The organism is Plantibacter sp. CFBP 8775 (genome assembly GCF_014839505.1).
GTDB classification, from domain to species: domain Bacteria; phylum Actinomycetota; class Actinomycetes; order Actinomycetales; family Microbacteriaceae; genus Plantibacter; species Plantibacter auratus.
Window position 1 is genome coordinate 2,012,812 of record NZ_JACYNV010000001.1, and the last position, 22,744, is coordinate 2,035,555.

Genomic DNA, 22,744 nt, shown 5'->3' on the forward strand with positions numbered 1-22,744 from the left:
GGTGCCTGGGAGTCGGTCACTGCTGCCCTCTCGGGGGTCGCTTGGTCTTCGGCGCCCGTGGAGGGACCACCGTGGTCGGGTGGGTGCGCGGGGGACGCGAACCGGTCACGCTTGCGGCACCCTCGAAGCCCGAGAGGACGATGCTGTTGAGCGACGGCAGCTTGACGTCCATCTCGTCGACGGCCCGCTTCAACCGCATCCGCAGTTCGCGAGCCACGTCGTCCTTGGCACTCGTGCGCGTCTTGATCACCAGGCGGATGACGAGTGCGTCACCCGAGATCGACTCGAGACCCCACAGCTCGGGCTTCTCGAGGATGCGGGAGCGCCACTTGGGGTCGTGGGCGAGTTCGTTGGCCGTGTCGAGCATGCGCTCCTGGACGGCTTCGACGTCGGTGTCGTACGGGATCGCCAGGTCGATGATGACCCGCGACCACCCCTGCGACATGTTGCCGACCCGCAGGATCTCGCCGTTGCGGACGAACCAGAGCGTGCCGTTGACGTCGCGTACCTGGGTGATCCGGATGCCGACGGTCTCGACGACGCCGGTGGCGGGTCCGAGGTCGACCACGTCGCCCACGCCCAGCTGGTCCTCCACCACCATGAACAGGCCGTTGAGGATGTCCTTGACGATGTTCTGCGCGCCGAAACCGAGACCGGCACCGACCGCGGCCGTCAGCAGGGCGAAGGAGCCGATGATGCTCGAGTCAATGACGTTGACGACGAGGATGGCCGCGACGATGACGATGGTGACGTTGACGATGTTGCTGAGCACGGTGCCGAGGGTCCGCGTGCGTTGGACGAGTCGGACGGCGGCGAGCGGCGAGGCGAGCAGCGATTGCGTGTCGGTGACGTCGGCGCTCTTCTTGACGCCACTCACGATGCGGCCGACGACGCGTCGGATGACGAATCGGAGCACCCATGCGGCGGCGAACGCCAGGCCGATCACGACCACCACGCCGATGATCTTCCACCCCGCCGTCCAGAGGAAGGCGGTCACGTCAGGCCAGATCTCATCCCAGTTCATATGGGCCTCAGTGTATCGAGCGACCCGGAGTGAACCGTGTGAGCCGCCCGAGTGCGAGCCGGACGGTGCCTGCGTGAACGGTCATGGACGCACGAGTCCGTGCTTGTAGGCGAAGATGACCGCCTGCACGCGGTCGCGCAGCTGCAGCTTCATGAGTACGCGACCGACGTGCGTCTTCACCGTCGACTCGGAGAGGACGAAGTGGGCGGCGATCTCCGCGTTGCTCAGCCCCTCCGCCATGGCGACGAGGATGTCGTGCTCCCGCGGTGTCAGCTCGGCGAGTTCTGCTGCCGAGCCGTCTTCGGCGGCCGTGGGTGTGCCGGGGAGGGCCGTCGCGAAGAGTTCGAGCATCCGCTTCGTGATGCGGGTCGAGACGGCGGCGTCGCCGGCGTGGACCGCGCGGATCGCGGACGTCAGCTCGTTCGGCAGGGCGTCCTTCAGGAGGAAGCCGCTCGCGCCGGCCCGCAGCGCTCCGAAGGCGTACTCGTCGAGGTCGAAGGTCGTCAGGATGATGATGCGGCTGTCGGGGTTCGCGGCGACGATCCTCCTGGTCGCCTCGATCCCGTCGAGTCCCGGCATCCGGACGTCCATGAGGATCACGTCCGGCCGCAGGCTGGCGGCGAGGTCGATCGCCTCGGCGCCGTTCGAAGCCTCACCGACCACGTCCAGATCGTCCTCAGCGCCGAGCACGAGACCGAATCCGAGCCGGATGAGCTGTTGGTCGTCGACGAGCAGGATGCGGACGGGGTCGGTCATGGTGTGGTTCCTCGTGGTTCGGTGGTCGGCGGGGACGTTCTCGACGGGCGTGGTTCCAGGGGGAGGACGGCATGGACGCGCCACAGCCGATCGCCGACGGCTCCGGCGGTGACCCGACCTCCTTGGAACGCGACGCGTTCGCGGAGGCCCAGCAACCCCTGGCCGGCGCCGAGCGACGGCGCGTCCGGAATGGAGCCGTCGTTCTCGACGATGAGCTCGAGCTGCTCGTCGTCGGTGGTGAGGACGACGTCGACGCGCTTCGGCCGCTCCGAGTACCGCAGCGCGTTCGTGAGTGCCTCCTGCGTGATGCGGTGCACGGCGAGCAGGATCGACGGGTCGTCCGTCGACGGCCCCGAGACGGTGAGTGCGACCGGCAGACCGAGCCCGCGGAAGGTCTCGACGAGCGTGGGGATCGACGCGGCGTCGGGTTGCGGTGCGAGGGGTGCACTGCCGGTCTCGCGGAGGACGCCCAGCATGCGTCGCATGTCGACGAGGGAGCCGCGGGCGGCGTCGGTGACGGCGGTCATGGCGGACCGTGACGCCGCCGGGTCCTTCGTCGCCAGGGCCCCCTCGCTCAGCGCGACGATGACGGTGAGACTGTGGGAGACGATGTCGTGCATCTCGCGGGCGATGCGGGTCCGCTCGGCGACGGCGGCGAGCTGGGCCTGCTGGTCGCGCTCGCGGGCCAGCTGCGCCGCCCGATCGACGAGGGCCTCGACGTACCGCTTGCGATTGCCGACGTTGATCCCGATCAGCAGCCCGAAGAGCGCGAAGAGGACGACCGAGATGATGGTCTGCTGCGGCTCTCCCGGCTCATGTGGCGCGGCCCAGGGCAGGAACGGGGCGAGGACGGCGACCACCGCGGCGGTGGCGAACGCCTGCCAACCGAGCGCGACGGTCCGGTACACGGCCACCGAGTAGAGCAGGATCGGCACCGCGAACGCGTCGACGCCCACCGTCTGTGCGACCGAGACGAGACCGACGGCGATGACGAGCACGGTCATCGCGAGCGGGCGCCGTCGCCTGAGCAGGACGGCGAGCGTCGTGATGCCCACGATCGCGACGGCGAGGGCGATGCGACCGGGCTGAGCCGCCAGGTCGACGTCGAACCACTCGACGGTGCTGACCGAGAGCGCGATGAGGAGGTACCCGGCGGCGATGAGCGAGTCGGCGGTCCACGGATGCCTCGACCACCAGCGTCGGACGACCCCGGGTGGGCGTGGGAGCATCAGCGCGGCCTCCGTCGCGGCCCGGTCCCGGTCGGAGGAGGGCTTCCGAGTAGTCACGACGAGGACGACCCTGTGGGTCGCTCGTCGTTCACTGGGCCGCGCATCCCTCCAGGATACGGAGAACCCCTCCACAGCGGGTCGTGCCGTGGAGGGGTTCTCGCCAGATGATCCTGGTACCGGAGTGCTATCCGGCCGAGTGGGTCACGCGGCGTCCCGTGCCTGTGCCGCGAGCGCCCGCTCGACCCCGGCGAGGGCTTCGACGAGCATGCGTCGGAGTGCCGGGACATCGGCGTTGGCGGCCAACCACGCGCGGGTGCGGTCGCGGAGCTCGGTGGAGGCGAGCGCCGCCGGGTAGAGCCCCTCGACGATGTACTCGGCGATCTTGTAGCTGCGCGACTCCCAGACCGACGTGAGCGCGGCGAAGTACGGCTCGACGAGCGGCTGCAGGACGGCCGGGTCGATGACGTGCCCGAACCCGAGACCGACGTTCCGGACGATCGCGTTCGGCTGGTCGTCGTGCTCGACGACCGAGTCGAACGCTGCGCGCTTGCCCTCGACGGTGGGGATCGTCGCCCGTGCACGAGCGGCCGCCTGGGCACCGTTCGCCGTGTTGTCCTCGGCGAGCGCCGCATCGATGTCCGAACCGTCCGCGAGACCGAGGAGGACCAGGCCCTCGAGGAGCTCCCAGCGGAGGTCGGTGTCGATCTCCAGGCCCGGGAGTGCCGCGGAGCCGTCGCGCAGTGCACGCAGGTGCTCGCCGTGCTCGGGGGTCGAGGCGAGAGCGGCGAAGAACTTCACGAACTGGAACTGCGCGTCGGAGCCGGCCTCCGCCTCCTGGGCGAGCGTCCAGAGCGCGTGGCCGACCCGGGAGATGGTCGCCAGGCGGCGTTCCGGAGCGACGTAGTTGCGCGCGGCCAGACCGAGCTGGCCGAGCGTGGTGCGCAGGGTCGTCGACTCGGTCTCCGTGGCGATGTTCCCGAGGACGAGCTCCACGTAGTCGGAGGCGCTCGACTCGGCGTCGCGGGTCGCGTCCCAGGCAGCGCCCCAGACCAGCGAGCGTGCGAGCGGGTCCTCGATCGAGGCGAGGTGGCCGATCGCCGTCGCGAGCGACCGCTCGTCGAGGCGGATCTTCGCGTAGGCGAGGTCGTCGTCGTTCAGCAGCACCAGGTCGGGCTGCATCTCACCGACGAGCTCCGGCACCTCGGTGAGCGCCCCGTCGACGTCGAGTTCGACGCGTTGGGTGCGGACGAGCTTGCCGTCCTGCAGTCGGTACAGGCCGATGGCGAGGCGGTGCGGACGCAGCGTGTCGTAGTCCGCGGGGACCGTCTGCCGGACGGCGAACGCGGTGAACGCGCCGTCGGCGTCGACCGTGAACTCCGGGCTCAACGTCCCGACCCCGGCGGTCTCGAGCCACAGCTTGGACCACTCGCGGAGGTCGCGGCCGCTCGTCGCCTCGAGCTCGACGAGCAGGTCGTCGAGCACGGTGTTGCCGAACTCGTGCTTGCGGAAGTAGTTGCCGACGCCGGCGAAGAACGCCTCGATGCCCACCCAGGCGGCGAGCTGCTTCAGGACGGAGCCGCCCTTGGCGTAGGTGATGCCGTCGAAGTTGACCTGGACGTCCTCGAGGTCGTTGATGGTCGCGACGATGGGGTGCGTCGACGGCAGCTGGTCCTGGCGGTAGGCCCAGGTCTTCTCCATCGCGTTGAACGTCGTCCACGCCTCGGTCCACTCGGTGGCCTCAGCGGTGGCGATCGTCGAAGCCCATTCGGCGAACGACTCGTTCAACCACAGGTCGTTCCACCACTTCATGGTGACGAGGTCGCCGAACCACATGTGGGCGAGCTCGTGCAGGATCGTGACGACCCGGCGCTCCTTGATCGCGTCGGTCACCTTCGAGCGGAACACGTAGGTCTCGGTGAAGGTCACCGCGCCGGCGTTCTCCATCGCGCCCGCGTTGAACTCGGGGACGAAGAGCTGGTCGTACTTCTCGAACGGGTACGGGTACGCGAACTTCTCCTCGTAGTACGCGAAGCCCTGACGCGTCTTCTCGAAGATGTAGTCGGCGTCGAGGTACTCCGCCAGGCTCTTGCGAGCGAAGACGCCCAGCGGGATGGTCCGGCCGTCGCTCGAGGTGAGCTCGCTGCGCACCACGTCGTACGGGCCGGCCACGATCGCGGTGATGTAGGAGGAGATGCGCTGCGTGGGTGCGAAGCTCCAGGTCGCCGCGCCGTCGTGCGCCGGTACCGGCTCAGGCGTCGGGGAGTTGCTGACGACCTGCCAGGCTGCGGGCGCCGTGATCGTGAAGGTGAACGTCGCCTTCAGATCGGGCTGCTCGAAGACCGCGAACACCCGACGGGAGTCCGGCACCTCGAACTGGCTGTACAGGTACACCTCGCCGTCGACGGGGTCGACGAAGCGGTGGAGGCCCTCACCGGTGTTGGTGTACTCGGCGTCCGCGTCGACGACGAGCACGTTTTCCGCAGCGAGGCCGTCGAGCTGGATGCGCACGCCGTCGGAGACGGTCGACGGGTCGAGCTCGACGCCGTTCAGCGTGACGGAGTGGACGGTGCGCGTCATGGCGTCGATGAAGGTCGAGGCGCCCGGTTCACCGGTGAAGCGCACCGTCGTGGTGCTGCGGAACACCTCGGGACCGGTCGTGAGGTCGAGCACGACCTCGTAGCTCGACGTGTCGACGAGCGCCCTGCGCTCCTGGGCTTCGACTCGGGTGAGGTTCTCTCCTGGCACAACTGCTCCCTGGTGTTGATGGACACGTGACGTGTGAACTGCACGTGGTCGCTCGTGACGACCGCGGCACGATCAACCAGCCTAGACCCGCCGTCCGTCCGTTTCGGGGGAGTCGACGGGGATCGGCGCGTAGGGTGACGGCATGACGACTTCCGCTGCAGACAACACCCGCGTCGACTTCTGGTTCGACCCCTCCTGCCCGTGGGCCTGGATGACCTCGCGCTGGGTCGACGAGGTCACCGAAGCCCGGAACCTCGACGTCCACTGGCACATCATGAGCCTCGCCGTCCTCAACGAGGACCAGGACGTCAGCGACGACTACCGGGCCTTCTTCCCCCGGGCGCTCCGATACACGCGGCTCGTCGCCGCTGCGGCAGCCGAACACGGACATGCGGTCGTCAAGCCGCTCTACGACGCCCTCGGCACGCGGATCCACCCCGGCGGACGCGCGGAGGACGTCGACGCCGTGATCGCCGAAGCCCTCGCCGAGACCGGGCTCCCGGCGGCGCTCGCCGAAGCGTCGACGACGGACGCCTACGACGGGCCCATGCGCGAGAGCCACTTCGACGGCATCGGACGGGTCGGTCAGGACGTCGGCACCCCCGTCATCGCGATCGACGACGTGGCGTTCTTCGGACCCGTCATCTCGCCGGCGCCGAAGGGCGAGCAGGCGCTCGCACTGTGGGACGGTGTCGTCGCCGCTGCCGCCTACCCGGGCTTCTTCGAGCTGAAGCGCAGCCGTACGGCGGACCCGATCTTCGACTGACGCGACGCCGGCGCCCGGAACCCTAGACTTTCCACATGCGCATCCACATCGCCACCGATCACGCCGGTCTCGAGCTCAGTCAGTTCCTGCAGGACCACCTGCGCGCAGCCGGTCACGACGTCGTCGACCACGGCCCTGCCGAGTACGACGCGTTGGACGACTACCCGGCGTTCTGCATCAACGCGGCGAAGGCCGTCGTGCGCGATCAGCAGGCCGGTGTGGACGCCCTCGGCGTGGTGTTCGGCGGCTCGGGCAACGGCGAGCAGATCGCCGCGAACAAGGTCGTCGGTGTCCGCGCGGCGCTCGTCTGGAACCTCAGCACGGCGCAGCTGGCTCGGCAGCACAACGACGCCAACGTCATCTCGATCGGTGCGCGTCAGCACAGCACCGATGAGGCGGTGTCCTTCATCGACGCGTTCATCGCCGAGCCGTTCAGCCTCGAGGAACGTCACGCCCGTCGGATCGCCCAGCTCGCCGAATTCGAGGCGACCGGCACCATCGCCGGCAAGCACGTCGACGCCTGACGCGTCCTCCACCGCCACCGCGCGGCGCGCCGGATCGCGCCCCCACCGAGTGAGGAGTCACCATGCCCGAGGGGCACTCCGTCCATCGCATCGCCCGACAGTTCGCTCAGAACTTCGTCGGACACCGGGTCTCCGTGTCGTCTCCCCAGGGGCGCTTCGCCGAGGGTGCCGCCGTGCTCGACGGCCGGACGGTCACCGACGCCAAGGCCGTGGGCAAGCAGATGTTCCTCGAGTTCGACGACGGACTGTGGTTGCGGGTGCACCTCGGTCTGTACGGCGCGTGGGACTTCGCCGGTGAGATCCGGTCGGACCCGACCATCGCCGCCTCGAACGGCCGCATGGGGCAGACGAACCAGCGCGGGACGGTGCTCGACGACGACGATGCGCCGATCCACGATGCGGACGGGGAGAACTCCCTGCACAGCATCGGTGCACCGCGCCGGGCCAGGGTCCGGATGTCCGAGCAGTCGAGTCCACTCGCCGAGATCGACGAGCGGTTCCCACCCGAACCGGTGGGTCAGGTGCGCGTGCGGCTGTTGACCGAGACGACCGTGGCGGACCTCCGCGGGCCGACCGCCTGCGAGGTGATCGACGCCGCCGGGGTGCAGGCCGTCATCGATCGGCTCGGACCGGATCCACTGCTCGACCCGAGCGCGGAGGCGGGGGAGCGGTTCGTGTCGCGTGCGCACCGTAAGGGTTCCCCGATCGGTCTACTCCTCATGGATCAGCAGATCATCAGCGGGATCGGCAACGTCTACCGCGCCGAACTGCTGTTCCGCGCCCGTCTCGATCCGCACCGCACCGGGAAGACGGTCCCCGTCGAGACGCTTCGCGAGATCTGGCTCGACTGGACGCGGTTGCTCGCGATCGGGGTCGAGACCGGCCAGATGATGACGATGGACGACCTGTCGGCGGCCGACTACCGCCTCGCGATGGCCAACCGCGCCGATCGCCACTGGGTCTACAAGCGGGAGGGACTGCCGTGCCGCGTCTGCGGGACGAACATCCTCTTGGAGGAGATGGGCGCCCGCAAGCTGTACTGGTGCCCGAACTGTCAGCGCTGAACCGAACCCGCCCGCCGAACCGACGAGGACCGATGTGATGACCGAGCACCGCCCTGGACCCGACGGCGACCTCGTCACGACGATCGCCGACGTCCACCTGTCCGGACCGCGCCGCGGAGGCTCGTCCGACGCCGAACGGGTCGACGTCCTGCTCGAGGACGGCTCGATCGTGGCGATCCGACCCGCCGACCCCGAGGTCCTGCTTCGCTCCGACCCCGGGGTGTTGGACGGCGGTGGTGGGTTCCTCCTGCCCGGGCTCTGGGACCACCACGTGCACTTCACCCAGTGGGCGCGTACGGCCAGGCGCGTCGACCTGTCCTCTGCTGCATCCGCCGCCGAGGCGGTCGAGTTGGTCGCTGAGCGGATCGCTCAGGGGGCCGATGGTGACGGCTGGGTCGAGGGCGCGAGGTTCCGTGACGCCCTCTGGCCGGACGCGCCGACGTTCGCGCTGCTCGACGCGATCGCACCGGACCGCGAGGTCGTGCTGGTCAGCGCCGACCTCCACTGCTGCTGGCTGAACAGCGCGGCGCTCCGGGCCACGGGCTTCGCCGACCATCCCACCGGCCTGTTGCGGGAGGAGGAGTCGTTCGCCGTCCTCAAGCAGCTCGACCAGGTCGCCGACGAGCTCTCCGACCGCTGGGTCGACGCCGCAGCCGATCAGGCGGCGTCACGCGGCGTCGTCGGTGTCGTCGACCTGGAGATGCGCTGGAACGCCGCCGACTGGATCCGTCGGGTCGGGAACGGGACTCGCGCGCTCCGCATCTCGTTCGGTGTGTACGCCGAGCACCTCGAGCGCGCGATCGACGCCGGGCTCGTGACCGGGGGAGTGCTCGCCGGAACGGACGGCCTGGTGCAGGTCGGCCCGTTCAAGGTCATCACCGACGGATCCCTCAACACCCGGACGGCCTGCTGCGACGCGCCCTATCCGGGTTCGTCTCCCGGAACCGACGCGCACGGGATGCTCAACGTCCCGCCGGAGCGACTCACCGCATTGCTCACCCTGGCGACCGCCAACGGCCTCCACTGCGCGGTGCACGCCATCGGTGACCGCGCCAACACCCTCGCGCTCGACGCGATCGAGACGACCGGCGCGAGGGGCACGATCGAACACGCGCAGCTGCTCCGGGCATCGGACCTGGAGCGGTTCGCGCGGACCGGAACGGCTGCGAGTGTCCAGCCGGAACACGCGATGGACGATCGGGACATCGCCGAGGTCCACTGGGCCGGGCGCACCGACCGTGCCTTCGTGCTCCGCAGCCTCCTCGACGCCGGCGCCACGCTCCGACTCGGTTCCGACGCCCCGGTCGCTCCCCTCGACCCGTGGGTCTCCATCGCCGCCGCCGTGACGCGCAGCCGCGATGGACGCGAGGCCTGGCACGGCGAGCAGGCCATCACGGTCGAGGAAGCACTGGCGGCGTCGACGAGAGGAGACGACGACGTGGTTGCCGTCGGCCGCCCCGCCGACCTCGTCGTCGTGGGGTTCGACCCGTTCTCCTGCGCGCCGGAAGCCCTGCGCACCATGCCGGTCCGTGCGACGATGCTGGGTGGGCGCCTGACGGCGGCTCCATCCGTCCACCCGGCCGGGGGATAACCCCCGATCGGAACGGGGCGTCCACCGGATGCCGTTCGTCGGCGGAGCCGAACAGACTGAGGTGAGCCCGGTGCGAGAGCCGGGACCGCTCCGTCGAAAGGACCTCCTTCATGACCACCGCCATCGGCCGGCAGCTCGACGCGTCGGCGAAGCCTGATCCCTCCACCCGAGGCGCATGGCGATACGGTCGGCTCTGGCTGGACGTCCCCGGATCGCTCCTGTTCCTGTTGCCCAACCTGCCGATCGTCATCGCCGGCGGCGTCGTCGCCGTGGTGATCCTCTCCCTCGGCTTCGGGCTCGCGATCCTGGGGGTCGGTCTCCTGATCGTCGTCGGAGCCCTCTGGGTCTCGCGGGCGTTCGTGGAGCTCGAGGTCGCGCGTCTCAGCACGACGGGGCTCCCGCCGATCCGACGAGGAGCCTGGCGGTCGTCCATCGGGACCGAGACGACACTGGGTGCCGTGCTCGCTCCACTCGCCGGACCGCGTTGGTGGCTGGCGGCCCTGCACACGGTCCTCGTGAACCCGATCGTCGGGGGCATCACCTGGGGGCTGACCATCACTTGGACCGTGGGTGCCGTCGCCGGCACGACCTACTGGATCTGGGCGGACCGGCTCTCGGCTGGTTCCTCCTCGGGCTTCGCGGAGCTGCTGGCTCCCACGCTGGACCCGTCGGACGCGTTGCTCGCCGACAAGCTCTGGAATCTCGCGCTCGGTGTCGTGTTCCTCGTGACGCTCCCGCTGGTCCTCCGGGTGCTGGTGCTGCTGCACCACGCCATCGCCTCCGGGCTGTTCGGTGCGCGGCCACAGGAGGAGCTCCGAGCCGAGCTGTTGGCGGAGCGGCGTGCACGCGGTGCCGCCGTCTCGGCTGAGGCGGGTGCGGTGCGGCGGCTCGAACGGGACATCCACGATGGTCCGCAGCAGCGGCTCGTCCGGCTGCAGATGGATCTCGCGGCCGCCGAACGACGCCTCGACACGGACCCCGCCTCCGCACGCTCGCTCCTGGGCGAGGCGCGCGCCCAGGCCGCCGAGACGCTCGACGAACTCCGTGCGCTCTCGAAGGGCCTGATGCCGCCACTGCTGCAGGACCGCGGCCTCGTCGCGGCACTCGAGGACCTCGCCGCGCGGTGTCCGGTGCCGACGAGGACGGAGCTGGCGGTCGTCTCATCGGTGACGCTGCCTCGTGAGACGGAACGTGGGATCTACTTCATCGTCGCCGAACTCCTGACCAACGTGTCGAAGCATGCGGACGCGCGGCGCGCCGGCGTCGAGGCCCACGCGACGGTTGACCAGCAGCTGGGTTCGCGGCTCACCCTCCGCGTGACCGATGACGGTCGGGGCGGCGCGCACCTGGAACCGGGCCACGGTCTCGAAGGCCTGACGGAACGCGCGCAGGGTCTCGGCGGGAGACTGGTGATCGAGCCGGCCCCGGTGTGGGAAGGCGTCGTACGTGGCAGCGCCGTGTCGATCTCGCTCCCCGTAGGCTGAACGCGTGATCAGCCCTGACCGTGCCGGTGGTGGACCGCTCCGCATCGTGATCGCCGAGGATTCGACACTGCTCCGCGAGGGCTTGATGCGGCTGTTCGACGAGGCCGGCTTCGTCACGGTCGCCGCGTACGCCGATGCGGAGGCGCTCCAGCGCGGACTCGCGGCGGACCGACCGGACCTCATCGTCATGGACGTCCGCATGCCGCCCACGTTCCGGGACGAAGGGGTCCGCGCAGCGATAGCGCTGCGTGCCGAGCATCCCGACCTCCCCGTCCTGCTGCTCAGCCAGTACGTCGAGACCGTCTACGCCCGGGAGCTGCTCGCGGACGGCGGGCGTGGGATCGGCTACCTGCTCAAGGACCGGGTCGCCTCGTTGGAGGAGGTGCAGGACGCCATCCACCGGTTGGTCGAGGGAGGGACCGTCCTCGACCCCGACGTGGTCCGCACCCTGTTCGCAGCACAGCGCGACCCGTTGGCCGGCCTGACCCCGCGTGAGACGGAGGTGCTCTCCGCCATGGCGGAGGGGCGCACGAACACGGCGATCGCCGAACGCCTGCGGGTCGGTGTCGGTGCGGTCGAGAAGCACATCTCGGCCATCTTCCAGAAGCTCGGTCTCGAGGACTCCGGGAGCGACCACCGACGCGTCCTCGCGGTCCTCGCCCTGCTCCAGCGCAACGGCTGAAGGGTGACACGCGCGACGAAGGGGCAGTCACGGATGACTGCCCCTTCGTGGGTGATGCGAGCGGGTCGCCCCGCCGGAGTACTACCGGCTGAGGTGGGCGAAGAGGAACCAGCGGTCCTTGTCGAGGCCGCGGGCGATCTCGATCGCGATGTCCTGGCTGGTCTGGTCGAGCTCGTCGAGCTCGTCGACCGCGGTGTTGACCGAGGCGGAGGCGGCGTCGATGAGGGCGATGACCTCGGCGATGGTGCGGTCGGACTGCTGGAAGCCCTCGCTCAGCTCGGGCGTGCTGGTCTTCGCGGCGACGGTGCTGAGGCGTGCGTCGACCGGGAGGCCGAGGGCGACGATGCGCTCTGCGGCGAGGTCTGCCCACTCCTGCGCGTGGTCGACGATGTCGTCGAGCAGCTCGTGGACGCCGATGAAGTTCGCGCCACGCACGTGCCAGTGGGCCTGCTTGCCGTTGACGACGATGGCGGTGAGGTCGACGACGACGGGGCTGAGGAACTGCGCGGTGCCTGCTGCGACGTCCGGGTTGGCGACGGCCTGCGGAATGGAGGTGGTGATGTCGGTCATGGTGTTTCCCCTTCGTTGACGAGTGAGGCCCTGGTCGGGCGGATTCGTCGGTCTACTTGAATGCAACGGTACTCAGCCGCAGACATTCCGCAAGGAAGTCGAGGCTCGGCTTACGAAGGGTGCACTCAGCAAGGAAAGCCTGACCGTACCGGCGATTCACCCCGGAACGACGCGGGTTCCCGTCGGCCGGGGCCGCCTGCGATAGCGTGGCCGGTATGACGCTGCACGGTACGGTCAGGAAACTCTCAGACGGACGCTCGCCCCAGGTCGACCCGAGTGCCTACACGGCACCGGGCTCCGTGCTGGTGGGCGCCGTCATGCTCGCCGCGGATTCGAGCGTCTGGTACAACGCCGTCCTCCGCGCGGACTCCGACTCGATCACGCTCGGCGCAGGGTCCAACATCCAGGACGGCGTCGCCGTGCACACGGACAGCGGCCACCCGACGGTCATCGGGCGCAACGTCTCCGTCGGACACAACGCGGTCGTGCACGGCTGCACCGTCGAGGACGACTGCCTCATCGGTATGGGTTCCGTGGTCCTGAGCGGAGCAGTGATCGGTGCCGGGTCGCTCGTCGCCGGCGGAGCGGTGGTCCTCGAGGGCATGATCGTGCCGCCCGGGTCGCTCGTCGCGGGGGTCCCGGCCAAGGTGCGGCGGGAGCTGACGGCCGACGAGCAGGAGGCGATCAAGCAGAACGCCGCACACTACGTCGCCCTCAGAGCGGTCCACGCCGCAGCCGTCGACGAGGATTAGCGGCGGCGTGCGTCGCGCTTCCTGAGGCGACGCTGCGCGGCGAGCGAGCCGGAGAGGCAGACGACGCAGCCGATCATGCAGATGAGTCCGACGCCGAGTCGCCCGGTCGCGAGTGCGTACACCCCGACGAAGAAGACGAGCGCGCCGGCCACCGTCCAGACGTGGGGCCAGATCGCGTCGAGTCGCATGCGCTCAGCCTAGGGCGTCGGGCATCCTGTCCTCCGTCCTCCCCAGGCGACGACCTGTCGAAGGGCACGGGTGGGACCTCCCGCTCCGGTGGCCTTCTCCCGGTCCCTGAGCAACCTCTTCCGGTCCCTGAGTAACCTCTCCGGTCCCTGTGTCACCTCTTCCGGTCCCTGAGCCTGTCGAAGGGCGCACGAGGGACTTCCGGCTCCGGCGATCTTCTCCCGGTCTGTGGGTAACCTCCTCCGGTCCCTGAGCTTGTCGAAGGGCACACGAGCAACCTCCACAACCGGCGCAGCTCAGCATCTGGAATGTCAGTGGTCCATGGTGGACTGGTTCCATGACCGAGACCACCGCCACCGCGATCCGCGCGAGCGACGAGCACGCCGCGCGCCTCGCAGGGCTCTCGGATCAGTGGGCGGAGATCCACCGGCAGCAAGCAGTCTTGGACGCACGGAAGGCGCGCCTCCTGGCCCGCTCTGCCGCCTATGCGGACGCCTTCGCGGACGTCACGGTCCCGGCGATCTTTCCGCCGGCTGAGCGTCGGGAGCTCTCCCGCCGGTCGACGTGTGCGGCCCTCGCGATGGCGACCCGAATACCGGAACGGACGATCCAGCGCGCGACCAACGACGCCGAACGTCTCGTCAACGACGCACCAGCCGTGCTCGCGTCGCTGGAGGCAGGCCGTATCTCGGCGCGGCATGCGCAAGTGATCACCGACCAACTCTGCGACGTCCCTGCTGCTGGGCGGGCGGTGTTCCTCGAACAGATTCTCGTCGTCGCCGAGCGCACCACGGCCGCTGGCCTCCGCACGAGCGCCCGCGTCATGCGCGAGCGCCTCCACCCCGAGTCCATCAGCGCCCGAGCGGTGCGCTCCGAGGCGGACCGTCGGGTGGAGTTCGAGCCCGCGGCGGACGGTATGGCGTGGGTGCACCTGTTCACCACGGCGCCGATCGCGCAGGGCATCGCGGAGCGGGTCGAAGCGGCTGCCGCGGAGTCGCGCAAGGCCGGTGACACCCGCACCTGCGCCCAACTGCAAGCGGACGCCCTCGCGGCGCTCGCGCTCACCGGTGTGACCCCGGAAGACGTGATGTCCAGCTCAGTCCTGCCGCACCCGATCGAGGTGCAGGAGCACATCAAGCCGACGGTGCAGATCACCGTCCCGGCACTCACGATGGCCGGAGTATCCGACGCACCCGGCATGCTCGACGGGTACGGCCCGATCGACCCGGAGACCGCCGCGCGTATCGCCGTGAACGCACCCAGCTTCACGCGGATCCTTGTCCAGCCGGAAACCGGCGCGATCCTCTCCGTCGGGCGGAATCAGTACCGCGTTCCCGCCGATCTTCAACGCGCGGTCCGCCTGCGAGACGGCACCTGTCGCGCACCCGGTTGCGGGCGACGAGCCAGAGCCTGCGACCTCGACCATTCGGTCGCGTGGGAGGACGGCGGCGCAACAGATGTCGGCAATCTCGCCTGCCTGTGTCGACATCACCATCGGATGAAGCACCTCCCCGGATGGAGCCTCGAACACGGGCCCGGCGGGGTGCTCGACTGGACGACACCCGACGGGAAACGTCATCGAACCGAACCGGATCCCGCGCCGTTCTGACCCCCACCGGTCCCTGAGCCTGTCGAAGGGTTTCTCGTGGGCACTTCGACAAGCTCAGTGACCGGGCGAGGTTCACTGGGGACGATTCGGTCCCTGAGCCTGTCGAAGGGCAGCTCGGTCGCGCATGCTCGGTGTCCCGGGGTGAGGTGTGCCCGGATGGCTCCGGTTCCTGGGCCTGCCGACGGGTTCCTCGTGGGCACTTCGACAAGCTCAGTGACCGGAGGAGGGTCAACGGGAACGATCCGGTCCCTGAGTCTGTCGAAGGGCGCGGCGTCAGAAGGCCGCTGGACCGGAGCCGAACCGTCGCGCCTGCTCGCACGGCGCTGCATGGTTCTGACGAATGGAGAGGGGATGACGGGAATCGAACCCGCGTAATCAGTTTGGAAGACTGAGGCTCTACCATTGAGCTACATCCCCGAGGCGTCGCAATGCGACGAACTCACCCGGTAATGCTACTGCATCCCGAGCGCCCATCCGTGCAGCTCCGTGTCCCGAGGCCGGTTCCGCCCCGGAAACCGCACAGGGGCCGCACAGATTCTGGGCTAGACTGACCGAGGCCATTTCGCCCACCGCTCGTCGGTCGGGCCGGCTGGCCGGATTGTCGCCGATCCGGGGCGTAGCTCAGCTTGGTAGAGCGCCCGGTTTGGGACCGGGAGGTCGCAGGTTCGAATCCTGTCGCCCCGACTCCGTTTTGCGTCCTCAACTGAGGCAGAATCCCCGACACAGGAGAAGTAATCACGTGAAGACCACGGTCGAGAAGCTGAGCCCCACTCGCGTCAAGCTCGCCATCGCGGTGACGCCCGAGGAGCTCAAGCCGAGCATCACCCACGCCTACGGACACATCGCCGAGGACATCAACGTCCCCGGCTTCCGTAAGGGCAAGGTGCCACCGGCGATCATCGACCAGCGCGTCGGCAAGGGCGCCGTGATCGAGCACGCCGTCAACGAGGGCCTCGACGGCTTCTTCCGCAAGGCACTCGAGGAGAACGAACTCCGTCCGCTCGGCCGCCCGCAGGCCGACATCGTCGAGTGGCCGAACGAGAAGGACTTCTCCGGCGACCTGCTCGTGAACATCGAGGTCGACGTCCGTCCCGAGATCACGCTTCCCGCCTACGAGGGCCTCAAGCTCACCGTCGACGCTCAGGAAGCCGGCGAAGCCGACGTCCAGGACGAGCTCGACCGCATCCGTGCACGCTTCGGCACGCTCGTGACCGTCGACCGCCCGGCCAAGACGGGCGACTTCGCCCAGCTCGACCTGGTCGCCAAGATCAACGACGCCGAGGTCGACCGCGCGAGCGGAGTCTCCTACGAGATCGGTTCGGGCGAGCTGCTCACCGGCATCGACGAGGCACTCGACTCCCTCACCGCCGGTGAGACCACCACCTTCACCTCGCCGCTGCTCGGTGGCGAGCACGAGGGCGAGGACGCCGAGGTCACCGTCACCCTGACCGCCGTCAAGGAGCGCGAGCTTCCCGAGGCCGACGACGACTTCGCTCAGATCGCGAGCGAGTTCGACACCATCGACGAGTTCAAGGCGCAGCTGCGCGAGGTCGTCGAGCGCCAGCAGGTCATCACCCAGGGCCGCGACGCACGCACCGCGCTCGTCGACGCCATGCTCGAGGCCGCGCAGATCCCCGTGCCCGAGAGCGTCATCGAGGACGAGGTGCACCGTCACCTCGAGGGCGAGAACCGCCTCGAGGACGACGAGCACCGCGCCGAGGTCACCGAGTCCAGCGAGAAGGCACTGCGCACGCAGCTCCTCCTCGACGCACTGGCGGAGTCGCTCAACGTCCAGGTGAACCAGAACGAGCTCACCGAGTACCTCATCCAGAGCGCGTCGCAGTACGGCATGGAGCCTGGTGAGTTCATCGAGGCACTCGGCCAGCAGGGCCAGATCCCCGCCATGGTCGGCGAGGTCGCCCGCAACAAGGCCATCGCCATCGCGCTCGGCAAGGCCGAGGTCGTCGACTCCAACGGCAAGCCCGTCGACCTGAGCGACTTCGTCGCCGTGGTCGAGGACGAGGACGCCGCCACCGAGACTGCAGCCGACGAGACGACCGAGGCTCCGGCCGAGGACGCCGCCGACGAGGCTCCGGCCGAGGCAGAGCCGAAGAAGGCCGCCGCCAAGAAGGCACCTGCGAAGAAGGCGCCCGCCAAGAAGGCACCGGCCAAGAAGGCCGCTGCCGACGAGGCCGCTGCCGAGTAGGACAGCACCAGCAGTGACGACAGGGGCGGAAGCGATTCCGCCCCTGTCGTCGTCTCCGGACACGTCAGCCGAATGGGAGCCATCATGACGACGACCGACGCAACCGGCTGGGACGACCGCGTCGCAGCCGTCTGGGCCGACGAGACCATCGACGACGAGCAGCGCATCGCCGCCATCGACGCCCTGGCCGCCGAGCGTCCGGCGGGTGACGCCCGCGCCGCGTTCGAGGCAGCCGGTGCGCGCGACTCCGCCGGCCACGAGGTCGAGGCCGAGGTCTGCTATCGCGCCGCCCTCGAGGCCGGACTCGACGAGGAGCACCGTCCGCAGGCGATCATCCAACTGGCCAGCACGCTCCGCAACCTCGGCCGGACCGCTGAGAGCATCGTCCTGCTCGAACAGCAGCTCGCGGACGATCCGACCGGTCCGTACGCGGACGCGACCGCGGCCTTCCTGGCCCTGGCGCTCGCCAGCTCGGGGGACCCGCGTCGAGCGACCGCCGTCGCGCTCCGCGCTCTCGTGCCGCACCTGCCGCGATACCACCGGTCCGTCCGCGCCTACGCCGACGAACTCGAGACGGATCCGCTCCGCTGAGCCCCAACGGTCGCGCGGTCCGTCCGCTCGCCGTCCGCCTCCGGCGAACCCCGCCGCCCGGGAGTCTGCCGAGGGCGAACAGGGCGTTGGTCGCGCGTCGCCTCCGATAGATTCGAACCACTGCACAACCGAAACGGAGCGATAATGGCCGAACCACAGTTCTCGCCCAGTGTCTTTGACCGCCTGCTGAAGGACCGGATCATCTGGCTGGGCGCCGAGGTCCGCGACGAGAACGCGAACGAGATCGCGGCCAAGCTGCTGCTCCTCGCCGCGGACGACCCGAAGCGCGACATCTACCTCTACATCAACTCGCCCGGTGGCTCCATCACGGCCGGCATGGCCATCTACGACACCATGCAGTTCGTGCCGAACGACATCGTCACCGTCGGCATCGGTATGGCCGCGTCGATGGGTCAGCTCCTCCTCACGGCCGGCACCAAGGGCAAGCGCTACATCACCCCGAACGCCCGCGTGCTCCTCCACCAGCCGCACGGCGGATTCGGCGGGACGTCGAGCGACATCCAGACCCAGGCGCAGCTCATCCTCGACATGAAGCGCCGTCTCGCCGAGATCACCGCGGCGCAGACCGGCAAGAGCGTCGAGCAGATCAACGCCGATGGCGACCGCGACCGCTGGTTCAACGCCGAAGAGGCGCTCGAATACGGTTTCGTCGACCACCTCCGTGAGTCCGCGCTCGACGTGGCCGGCGGCGGCGGAACCGTCGACAGCGACAAGTAACCCGGCTTCGACCAGACAGGAATGCAACACATGGAGACTCCAACGTTCAGTGCGGCGGGCCGCTCGCTGCAGATGCCGGGTGCTCGCTACATCCTCCCGAGCTTCGAAGAGCGCACGGCCTACGGCTACAAGCGCCAGGACCCGTACGCGAAGCTCTTCGAGGACCGCATCATCTTCCTCGGAGTGCAGGTCGACGACGCATCGGCCGACGACATCATGGCCCAGCTGCTCGTGCTCGAGAGCATGGACCCCGACCGCGACATCGTCATGTACATCAACTCACCCGGTGGCTCGTTCACCGCGATGACGGCGATCTACGACACGATGCAGTACATCCGTCCGCACGTCATGACGGTGGTCCTCGGACAGGCGGCCTCCGCCGCTGCCGTGCTGACCGCCGCCGGCACGCCGGGCAAGCGCCTGGCGCTCCCGAACGCCCGCATCCTGATCCACCAGCCCGCCGTCGGCGAGGCCGGCCACGGACAGGCTTCGGACATCGAGATCCAGGCGGCCGAGATCCTCCGCATGCGCGGCTGGCTCGAGTCGACCCTCGCACACCACTCCAACCGTTCGGTGGAGCAGGTCAACAAGGACATCGACCGCGACAAGATCCTCTCGGCCGCCGAGGCGCTCGAGTACGGTCTCATCGACCAGGTGCTCACCTCACGGAAGAACCCGATCGCGGCCATCACGGCCTGACCCGGCTCCAGTGCTCACGACTCGGCGCGTCATCCCAGCGGGGTGGCGCGCCGAGTTGTCGCAGGGACAGGTTAGGCTCGGAGCACCGAATCTCCAGGGAGAGGGAAAGACATGGCACGGATAGGCGAAAGCGCCGATCTGCTCAAGTGCTCGTTCTGCGGCAAGAGCCAGAAGCAGGTCCAGCAGCTGATCGCTGGTCCCGGCGTGTACATCTGCGACGAGTGCGTCGAGTTGTGCAACGAGATCATCGCCGAGCGACTCGCTGAAGCGAGCGAGGAGACGGTGAGCGAGTTCGACCTCCCGAAGCCGAAGGAGATCTTCGCCTTCCTCGAGGAGTACGTCATCGGCCAGGAGGCCGCGAAGAAGGCACTCTCGGTCGCGGTGTACAACCACTACAAGCGCGTCCGCTCACGCGCCACGCTCGCTCCCGCCGAGACGGTGCACGACGACATCGAGATCGCGAAGAGCAACATCCTCCTCATCGGCCCGACGGGCTGCGGCAAGACGTATCTCGCGCAGACCCTCGCGAAGCGACTGAACGTCCCCTTCGCCGTCGCCGATGCGACCGCACTGACCGAGGCCGGCTACGTCGGCGAGGACGTCGAGAACATCCTCCTCAAGCTCATCCAGGCTGCCGACTACGACGTCAAGCGCGCGGAGACCGGCATCATCTACATCGACGAGGTCGACAAGATCGCCCGCAAGGCGGAGAACCCCTCCATCACGCGCGACGTCTCCGGTGAGGGTGTCCAGCAGGCGCTCCTTAAGATCCTCGAGGGAACCGTCGCCTCGGTACCCCCGCAGGGCGGCCGGAAGCACCCGCACCAGGAGTTCATCCAGATCGACACGACGAACGTCCTGTTCATCGTGGCCGGCGCCTTCGCCGGGCTGGAGGAGATCATCTCCTCCCGCGCGGGCAAGAAGGGCATCGGATTCGGCGCACCCCTGCACAGCAAGGGCGACGACGTGAACCTCTTCGGCGAGGTCCTGCCGGAAGACCTCCACAAGTTCGGTCTCATCCCCGAGTTCATCGGTCGCCTGCCGGTCGTCACGACGGTCACCCCGCTCGACCAGCATGCGCTCATGGAGATCCTCACGGTCCCGAAGAACGCACTCGTTCGTCAGTACCAGCGCATGTTCGAGATCGACGGCGTCGAGCTGGAGTTCGACCAGGCGGCACTCGAAGCGATCGCCGACCTCGCCGTCCTCCGGAAGACCGGTGCCCGAGGGCTCCGAGCCATCATGGAAGAGGTGCTCGGGCCGATCATGTTCGAGGTGCCCTCCACCGACGAGGTCGCTCGCGTGGTCATCACCCGGGAGTCCGTCGTCGAGAACGCGGCCCCGACGATCGTCCCTCGTGCGGCTCGCCGCCAGGAGAAGTCGGCCTAGACGACATCCAGCGGTGAACAGCCCGCCGCAGCGCCCCGGAACCTCCGGAGCAGCTGCGGCGGGCTTCGTCGTTCAGTCCTCGAGCCCGCGGCGTCGGAGGAGCGGCTCGATGACCGCGTCGCGTCCACGGAAGTCGCGGTAGGCCTCCAGAGGATCCTTCGAACCGCCGACCCCGAGGAGCTTGGTGCGGAAGCGGTCGCCGTTCTCCCTCGTCAGTCCGCCGTTCTCCGTGAACCAGTCGACGGTGTCCGCGTCGAGCACCTCGCTCCAGATGTAGGAGTAGTAGCCGGCGTCGTATCCACCCGAGAAGGTGTGGGCGAAGTACGTGCTCGCGTAGCGGGGCGGGACGGCCGGATTGTCGAGTCCGGCGGACCGGAGTGCCGCCGCCTCGAACGCCTCCACATCGTCGACCCGGTCTTCTGCACCGATGCTGTGCCACGCCTGGTCGAGCATCGCCGCTGCAAGGTACTCGCTCGTCGAGAAGCCCTCGTTGAACCCCTCGGACGCCTGGAGCTTCGCCACCAGTTCCTGCGGCATCGGCTCACCGGTCTCGACGTGCCTGGCGTAGCCGGCGAGCACCTCGGGCCACAGCATCCACATCTCGTTCACCTGGCTCGGGAACTCGACGAAGTCCCGGAAGACGTTCGTACCGGAGAACCGCGGGTACTCGACCTCCGCGAAGAGACCGTGCAGCGCGTGGCCGAACTCGTGGAAGAAGGTCGTGACCTCATCGAGGCTCAGCAGGGTCGGCTCACCCTCGGCCGGCTTCGGGACGTTCAGGTTGTTGACCACGACGGTGGGCTGGTCGAGCAGGCGGTTCTGGGAGATGAGCGCGTTCATCCAGGCGCCGCCGCGCTTGCTGTCGCGCGTGTACAGGTCGAGGAGGTACAGGCCGAGACCGGAGCCGTCCTCGTTCCAGACCTCGAAGACACGGACGTCGGGGTGGTACCCCTGGAGATCGGTCCGTTCGGCGAAGGTGATGCCGTAGAGCTTGGTCGCTGCGGCGAACACCCCGTCGAACAAGACTCGCTCCGCCTCGAAGTACGGACGCATCACACTGGTGTCGACATCGAACCGGTCGATCCTGACCTGTTCGGTCGCGAACGGCCAGTCCCAGGCCTCCACGGTCTCGAGGCCGGTGACCCGCTCGAGCTCGCGCTGTTCCCGATCCGCGTTCCGGGCAGCGGGGATCGCCAGTCGAGAGAGGAGCGCTGCGACGGCCTCCGGGGTCCCCGCGGTCTGGTCCGCGGTGACCACTGCCGCGTGCGACGGGAATCCCAGAAGTGCGGCACGCTCAGCGCGGAGGCGGGTGATCTCGAGGACGAGGTCGCGGTTGTCGTTCGGTCCGCCGTGTGTGCCCCGAGCACGGGAGGCCGTCATGATCCGCTCGCGGACGCCACGGTGCGTCAACGACGACAGCGCCGGATGGCCGGTCGGGAGGACAAGGGTGACGAGCCAACCGTCGAGGCCTCGCTCGGCGGCCGCTTGGGCCGCGGCGGAGATCTCGCCCGCACTCAGGCCGTCGAGCTCTGCGGCATCGGTGAGGTGGACAGCGAGCTCGTTGGTGTCGGCCAGGAGCTGCTTCTCGAACCGGGTGGTCAGTGTCGAGAGGCGGAGATTGAGGTCGGAGAGCCGCTGCTTCTCCTCGGCGTCGAGACCGGCGCCCGCGAGCGTGTGTTCGCTGTACACGCGTCGGACCAGGTAAGCCGCCTCGGCCGTCAGCTGGAGGTCGTCGAGATTCGCGTGGACCGCCGCGATCCGCGCGTACAGCACGGGGTCGAGCCTGATCGCGTCCTCGTGGGCGGCCAGCTGCGGAGCGAGCTCCTCCTCGAGTTCATTGGTGAACGCGGAGCTGTCCGCCGAACTCTGATTGAAGAAGACCGCTGCGACCCGCCGGAGGATCGCGCCGCTCCGTTCGAGCGGGATCAGCGTGTTCTCGAAGGTCGGCGCGTCGTCCTGCGCGGTGATCGCCGCGATCTCGTCGAGTTGCTGCGCGAACCCGGCGGTGAAGGCGGGGCGGAAGTGCTCCTCGCGGATCTCGCCGAACGGCGGCAGCTGATAGGGGAGTGTGCTCGGCTGGAGGAACGGATTCGTGTGTGATTCCATACCTCACCCTATCCAGCGTGCCGGGGAGGAGGC

20 protein-coding genes and 2 tRNA genes are annotated in these 22,744 nt (G+C 68.9%); 14 read left to right on the forward strand and 8 right to left on the reverse strand.

Translation table 11 applies throughout. The annotated features are described in order from the left end of the window. Window positions 1–16: 16 nt before the first annotated feature. From IFR14_RS09570 to pepN, 4 genes are all read right to left on the reverse strand, one after another. Entirely contained in the window at window positions 17–1,024 is a 1,008-nt protein-coding gene (locus IFR14_RS09570) for a mechanosensitive ion channel family protein (RefSeq protein ID WP_079705699.1), read from the reverse strand. A gap of 81 nt (window positions 1,025–1,105) precedes the next feature. Further along, on the reverse strand, window positions 1,106–1,780 hold the full coding sequence (locus IFR14_RS09575; protein ID WP_191940907.1) for a response regulator: 675 nt from the start codon (window positions 1,778–1,780) through the stop codon (window positions 1,106–1,108). After that, the gene (locus IFR14_RS21190; protein ID WP_191940908.1) at window positions 1,777–3,066 is read right to left on the reverse strand and encodes a histidine kinase; all 1,290 of its coding nucleotides are present in this window, start codon (window positions 3,064–3,066) and stop codon (window positions 1,777–1,779) included. Before IFR14_RS21190 ends, IFR14_RS09575 begins: the two co-directional genes overlap by 4 nt. Before the next feature lie 144 nt (window positions 3,067–3,210). Continuing rightward, window positions 3,211–5,754, reverse strand: coding sequence for an aminopeptidase N (pepN, locus tag IFR14_RS09585; RefSeq protein WP_191940909.1), 2,544 nt, complete (start codon window positions 5,752–5,754; stop codon window positions 3,211–3,213). 142 nt (window positions 5,755–5,896) lie between these two features. Between pepN and IFR14_RS09590 the strand changes: the two genes are divergently transcribed. From IFR14_RS09590 to IFR14_RS09615, 6 genes are all read left to right on the forward strand, one after another. Further along, complete coding sequence (locus IFR14_RS09590; RefSeq protein ID WP_064295146.1) at window positions 5,897–6,520, forward strand: mycothiol-dependent nitroreductase Rv2466c family protein; 624 nt, start codon at window positions 5,897–5,899, stop codon at window positions 6,518–6,520. A gap of 35 nt (window positions 6,521–6,555) precedes the next feature. Next, window positions 6,556–7,044 (forward strand): ribose-5-phosphate isomerase, encoded by a 489-nt coding sequence (locus IFR14_RS09595; RefSeq protein ID WP_085510673.1) that lies wholly within the window; start codon window positions 6,556–6,558, stop codon window positions 7,042–7,044. Between the two features lie 62 nt (window positions 7,045–7,106). After that, window positions 7,107–8,108, forward strand: coding sequence for an Fpg/Nei family DNA glycosylase (locus tag IFR14_RS09600; protein WP_085510674.1), 1,002 nt, complete (start codon window positions 7,107–7,109; stop codon window positions 8,106–8,108). A gap of 37 nt (window positions 8,109–8,145) precedes the next feature. Next, complete coding sequence (locus tag IFR14_RS09605; protein ID WP_194718754.1) at window positions 8,146–9,699, forward strand: amidohydrolase; 1,554 nt, start codon at window positions 8,146–8,148, stop codon at window positions 9,697–9,699. Window positions 9,700–9,809: 110 nt separating this feature from the next. Further along, window positions 9,810–11,183, forward strand: a complete 1,374-nt coding sequence (locus tag IFR14_RS09610; protein WP_191940910.1) for a sensor histidine kinase — start codon at window positions 9,810–9,812, stop codon at window positions 11,181–11,183. A 4-nt stretch (window positions 11,184–11,187) separates the two neighbouring features. Beyond that, the gene (locus IFR14_RS09615; RefSeq protein ID WP_290368178.1) at window positions 11,188–11,865 is read left to right on the forward strand and encodes a response regulator transcription factor; all 678 of its coding nucleotides are present in this window, start codon (window positions 11,188–11,190) and stop codon (window positions 11,863–11,865) included. Window positions 11,866–11,946: 81 nt separating this feature from the next. On the opposite strand, the gene IFR14_RS09620 is transcribed toward IFR14_RS09615, so the two are convergent. Next, window positions 11,947–12,435 carry a Dps family protein gene (locus tag IFR14_RS09620; protein WP_064295149.1) on the reverse strand — a complete coding sequence of 163 codons (489 nt, stop codon included), beginning with the start codon at window positions 12,433–12,435 and terminating at the stop codon, window positions 11,947–11,949. 215 nt (window positions 12,436–12,650) lie between these two features. Between IFR14_RS09620 and IFR14_RS09625 the strand changes: the two genes are divergently transcribed. Then, window positions 12,651–13,187, forward strand: a complete 537-nt coding sequence (locus IFR14_RS09625) for a gamma carbonic anhydrase family protein (protein WP_137241835.1) — start codon at window positions 12,651–12,653, stop codon at window positions 13,185–13,187. Here IFR14_RS09625 and IFR14_RS09630 read toward each other — a convergent pair. Then, the gene (locus tag IFR14_RS09630; RefSeq protein ID WP_086473518.1) at window positions 13,184–13,375 is read right to left on the reverse strand and encodes a hypothetical protein; all 192 of its coding nucleotides are present in this window, start codon (window positions 13,373–13,375) and stop codon (window positions 13,184–13,186) included. The two genes, IFR14_RS09625 and IFR14_RS09630, sit on opposite strands and share 4 nt — an antisense overlap. A gap of 335 nt (window positions 13,376–13,710) precedes the next feature. On the opposite strand from IFR14_RS09630, the gene IFR14_RS09635 reads away from it, so the two are divergent. Beyond that, entirely contained in the window at window positions 13,711–14,982 is a 1,272-nt protein-coding gene (locus IFR14_RS09635; protein WP_191940911.1) for an HNH endonuclease signature motif containing protein, read from the forward strand. Between the two features lie 346 nt (window positions 14,983–15,328). Here IFR14_RS09635 and IFR14_RS09640 read toward each other — a convergent pair. After that, a tRNA-Gly gene (locus tag IFR14_RS09640) sits at window positions 15,329–15,399 on the reverse strand. A gap of 193 nt (window positions 15,400–15,592) precedes the next feature. Between IFR14_RS09640 and IFR14_RS09645 the strand changes: the two genes are divergently transcribed. The 6 genes from IFR14_RS09645 to clpX all read left to right on the forward strand — a co-directional run bounded on the left by IFR14_RS09645 (window position 15,593) and on the right by clpX (window position 20,605). Further along, window positions 15,593–15,666, forward strand: a tRNA-Pro gene (locus IFR14_RS09645). Between the two features lie 55 nt (window positions 15,667–15,721). Further along, the gene (gene tig, locus IFR14_RS09650; RefSeq protein WP_161578527.1) at window positions 15,722–17,188 is read left to right on the forward strand and encodes a trigger factor; all 1,467 of its coding nucleotides are present in this window, start codon (window positions 15,722–15,724) and stop codon (window positions 17,186–17,188) included. Between the two features lie 84 nt (window positions 17,189–17,272). Further along, entirely contained in the window at window positions 17,273–17,779 is a 507-nt protein-coding gene (locus IFR14_RS09655) for a tetratricopeptide repeat protein (RefSeq protein WP_191940912.1), read from the forward strand. 144 nt (window positions 17,780–17,923) lie between these two features. After that, a complete protein-coding gene (locus IFR14_RS09660) occupies window positions 17,924–18,517 on the forward strand; it encodes an ATP-dependent Clp protease proteolytic subunit (RefSeq protein ID WP_056006680.1) in 594 nt (197 codons plus the stop codon). 30 nt (window positions 18,518–18,547) lie between these two features. Further along, window positions 18,548–19,216 (forward strand): ATP-dependent Clp protease proteolytic subunit, encoded by a 669-nt coding sequence (locus IFR14_RS09665; protein WP_071260849.1) that lies wholly within the window; start codon window positions 18,548–18,550, stop codon window positions 19,214–19,216. Between the two features lie 111 nt (window positions 19,217–19,327). Then, window positions 19,328–20,605 (forward strand): ATP-dependent Clp protease ATP-binding subunit ClpX, encoded by a 1,278-nt coding sequence (clpX, locus tag IFR14_RS09670; RefSeq protein ID WP_064295154.1) that lies wholly within the window; start codon window positions 19,328–19,330, stop codon window positions 20,603–20,605. 72 nt (window positions 20,606–20,677) lie between these two features. Here clpX and IFR14_RS09675 read toward each other — a convergent pair whose 3' ends face one another. Then, window positions 20,678–22,711 carry a M3 family metallopeptidase gene (locus tag IFR14_RS09675; RefSeq protein ID WP_191940913.1) on the reverse strand — a complete coding sequence of 678 codons (2,034 nt, stop codon included), beginning with the start codon at window positions 22,709–22,711 and terminating at the stop codon, window positions 20,678–20,680. Window positions 22,712–22,744: the final 33 nt, after the last annotated feature.

Excerpts from the sequence above, each read along its gene's own strand:
- IFR14_RS09575 (WP_191940907.1), bottom strand. The coding sequence starts at position 1,780 with ATGACCGACCCCGTCCGCATCCTGCTCGTCGACGACCAACAGCTCATC.
- IFR14_RS09600 (WP_085510674.1), top strand. The coding sequence starts at position 7,107 with ATGCCCGAGGGGCACTCCGTCCATCGCATCGCCCGACAGTTCGCTCAG.
- IFR14_RS09630 (WP_086473518.1), bottom strand. The coding sequence starts at position 13,375 with ATGCGACTCGACGCGATCTGGCCCCACGTCTGGACGGTGGCCGGCGCG.
- IFR14_RS09605 (WP_194718754.1), top strand. The coding sequence starts at position 8,146 with ATGACCGAGCACCGCCCTGGACCCGACGGCGACCTCGTCACGACGATC.
- IFR14_RS09570 (WP_079705699.1), bottom strand. The coding sequence starts at position 1,024 with ATGAACTGGGATGAGATCTGGCCTGACGTGACCGCCTTCCTCTGGACG.
- IFR14_RS09665 (WP_071260849.1), top strand. The coding sequence starts at position 18,548 with ATGGAGACTCCAACGTTCAGTGCGGCGGGCCGCTCGCTGCAGATGCCG.
- IFR14_RS09595 (WP_085510673.1), top strand. The coding sequence starts at position 6,556 with ATGCGCATCCACATCGCCACCGATCACGCCGGTCTCGAGCTCAGTCAG.
- IFR14_RS09660 (WP_056006680.1), top strand. The coding sequence starts at position 17,924 with ATGGCCGAACCACAGTTCTCGCCCAGTGTCTTTGACCGCCTGCTGAAG.
- IFR14_RS09625 (WP_137241835.1), top strand. The coding sequence starts at position 12,651 with ATGACGCTGCACGGTACGGTCAGGAAACTCTCAGACGGACGCTCGCCC.
- IFR14_RS09635 (WP_191940911.1), top strand. The coding sequence starts at position 13,711 with ATGACCGAGACCACCGCCACCGCGATCCGCGCGAGCGACGAGCACGCC.
- IFR14_RS09655 (WP_191940912.1), top strand. The coding sequence starts at position 17,273 with ATGACGACGACCGACGCAACCGGCTGGGACGACCGCGTCGCAGCCGTC.
- IFR14_RS09620 (WP_064295149.1), bottom strand. The coding sequence starts at position 12,435 with ATGACCGACATCACCACCTCCATTCCGCAGGCCGTCGCCAACCCGGAC.
- IFR14_RS09675 (WP_191940913.1), bottom strand. The coding sequence starts at position 22,711 with ATGGAATCACACACGAATCCGTTCCTCCAGCCGAGCACACTCCCCTAT.
- clpX (WP_064295154.1), top strand. The coding sequence starts at position 19,328 with ATGGCACGGATAGGCGAAAGCGCCGATCTGCTCAAGTGCTCGTTCTGC.
- IFR14_RS09610 (WP_191940910.1), top strand. The coding sequence starts at position 9,810 with ATGACCACCGCCATCGGCCGGCAGCTCGACGCGTCGGCGAAGCCTGAT.
- IFR14_RS09590 (WP_064295146.1), top strand. The coding sequence starts at position 5,897 with ATGACGACTTCCGCTGCAGACAACACCCGCGTCGACTTCTGGTTCGAC.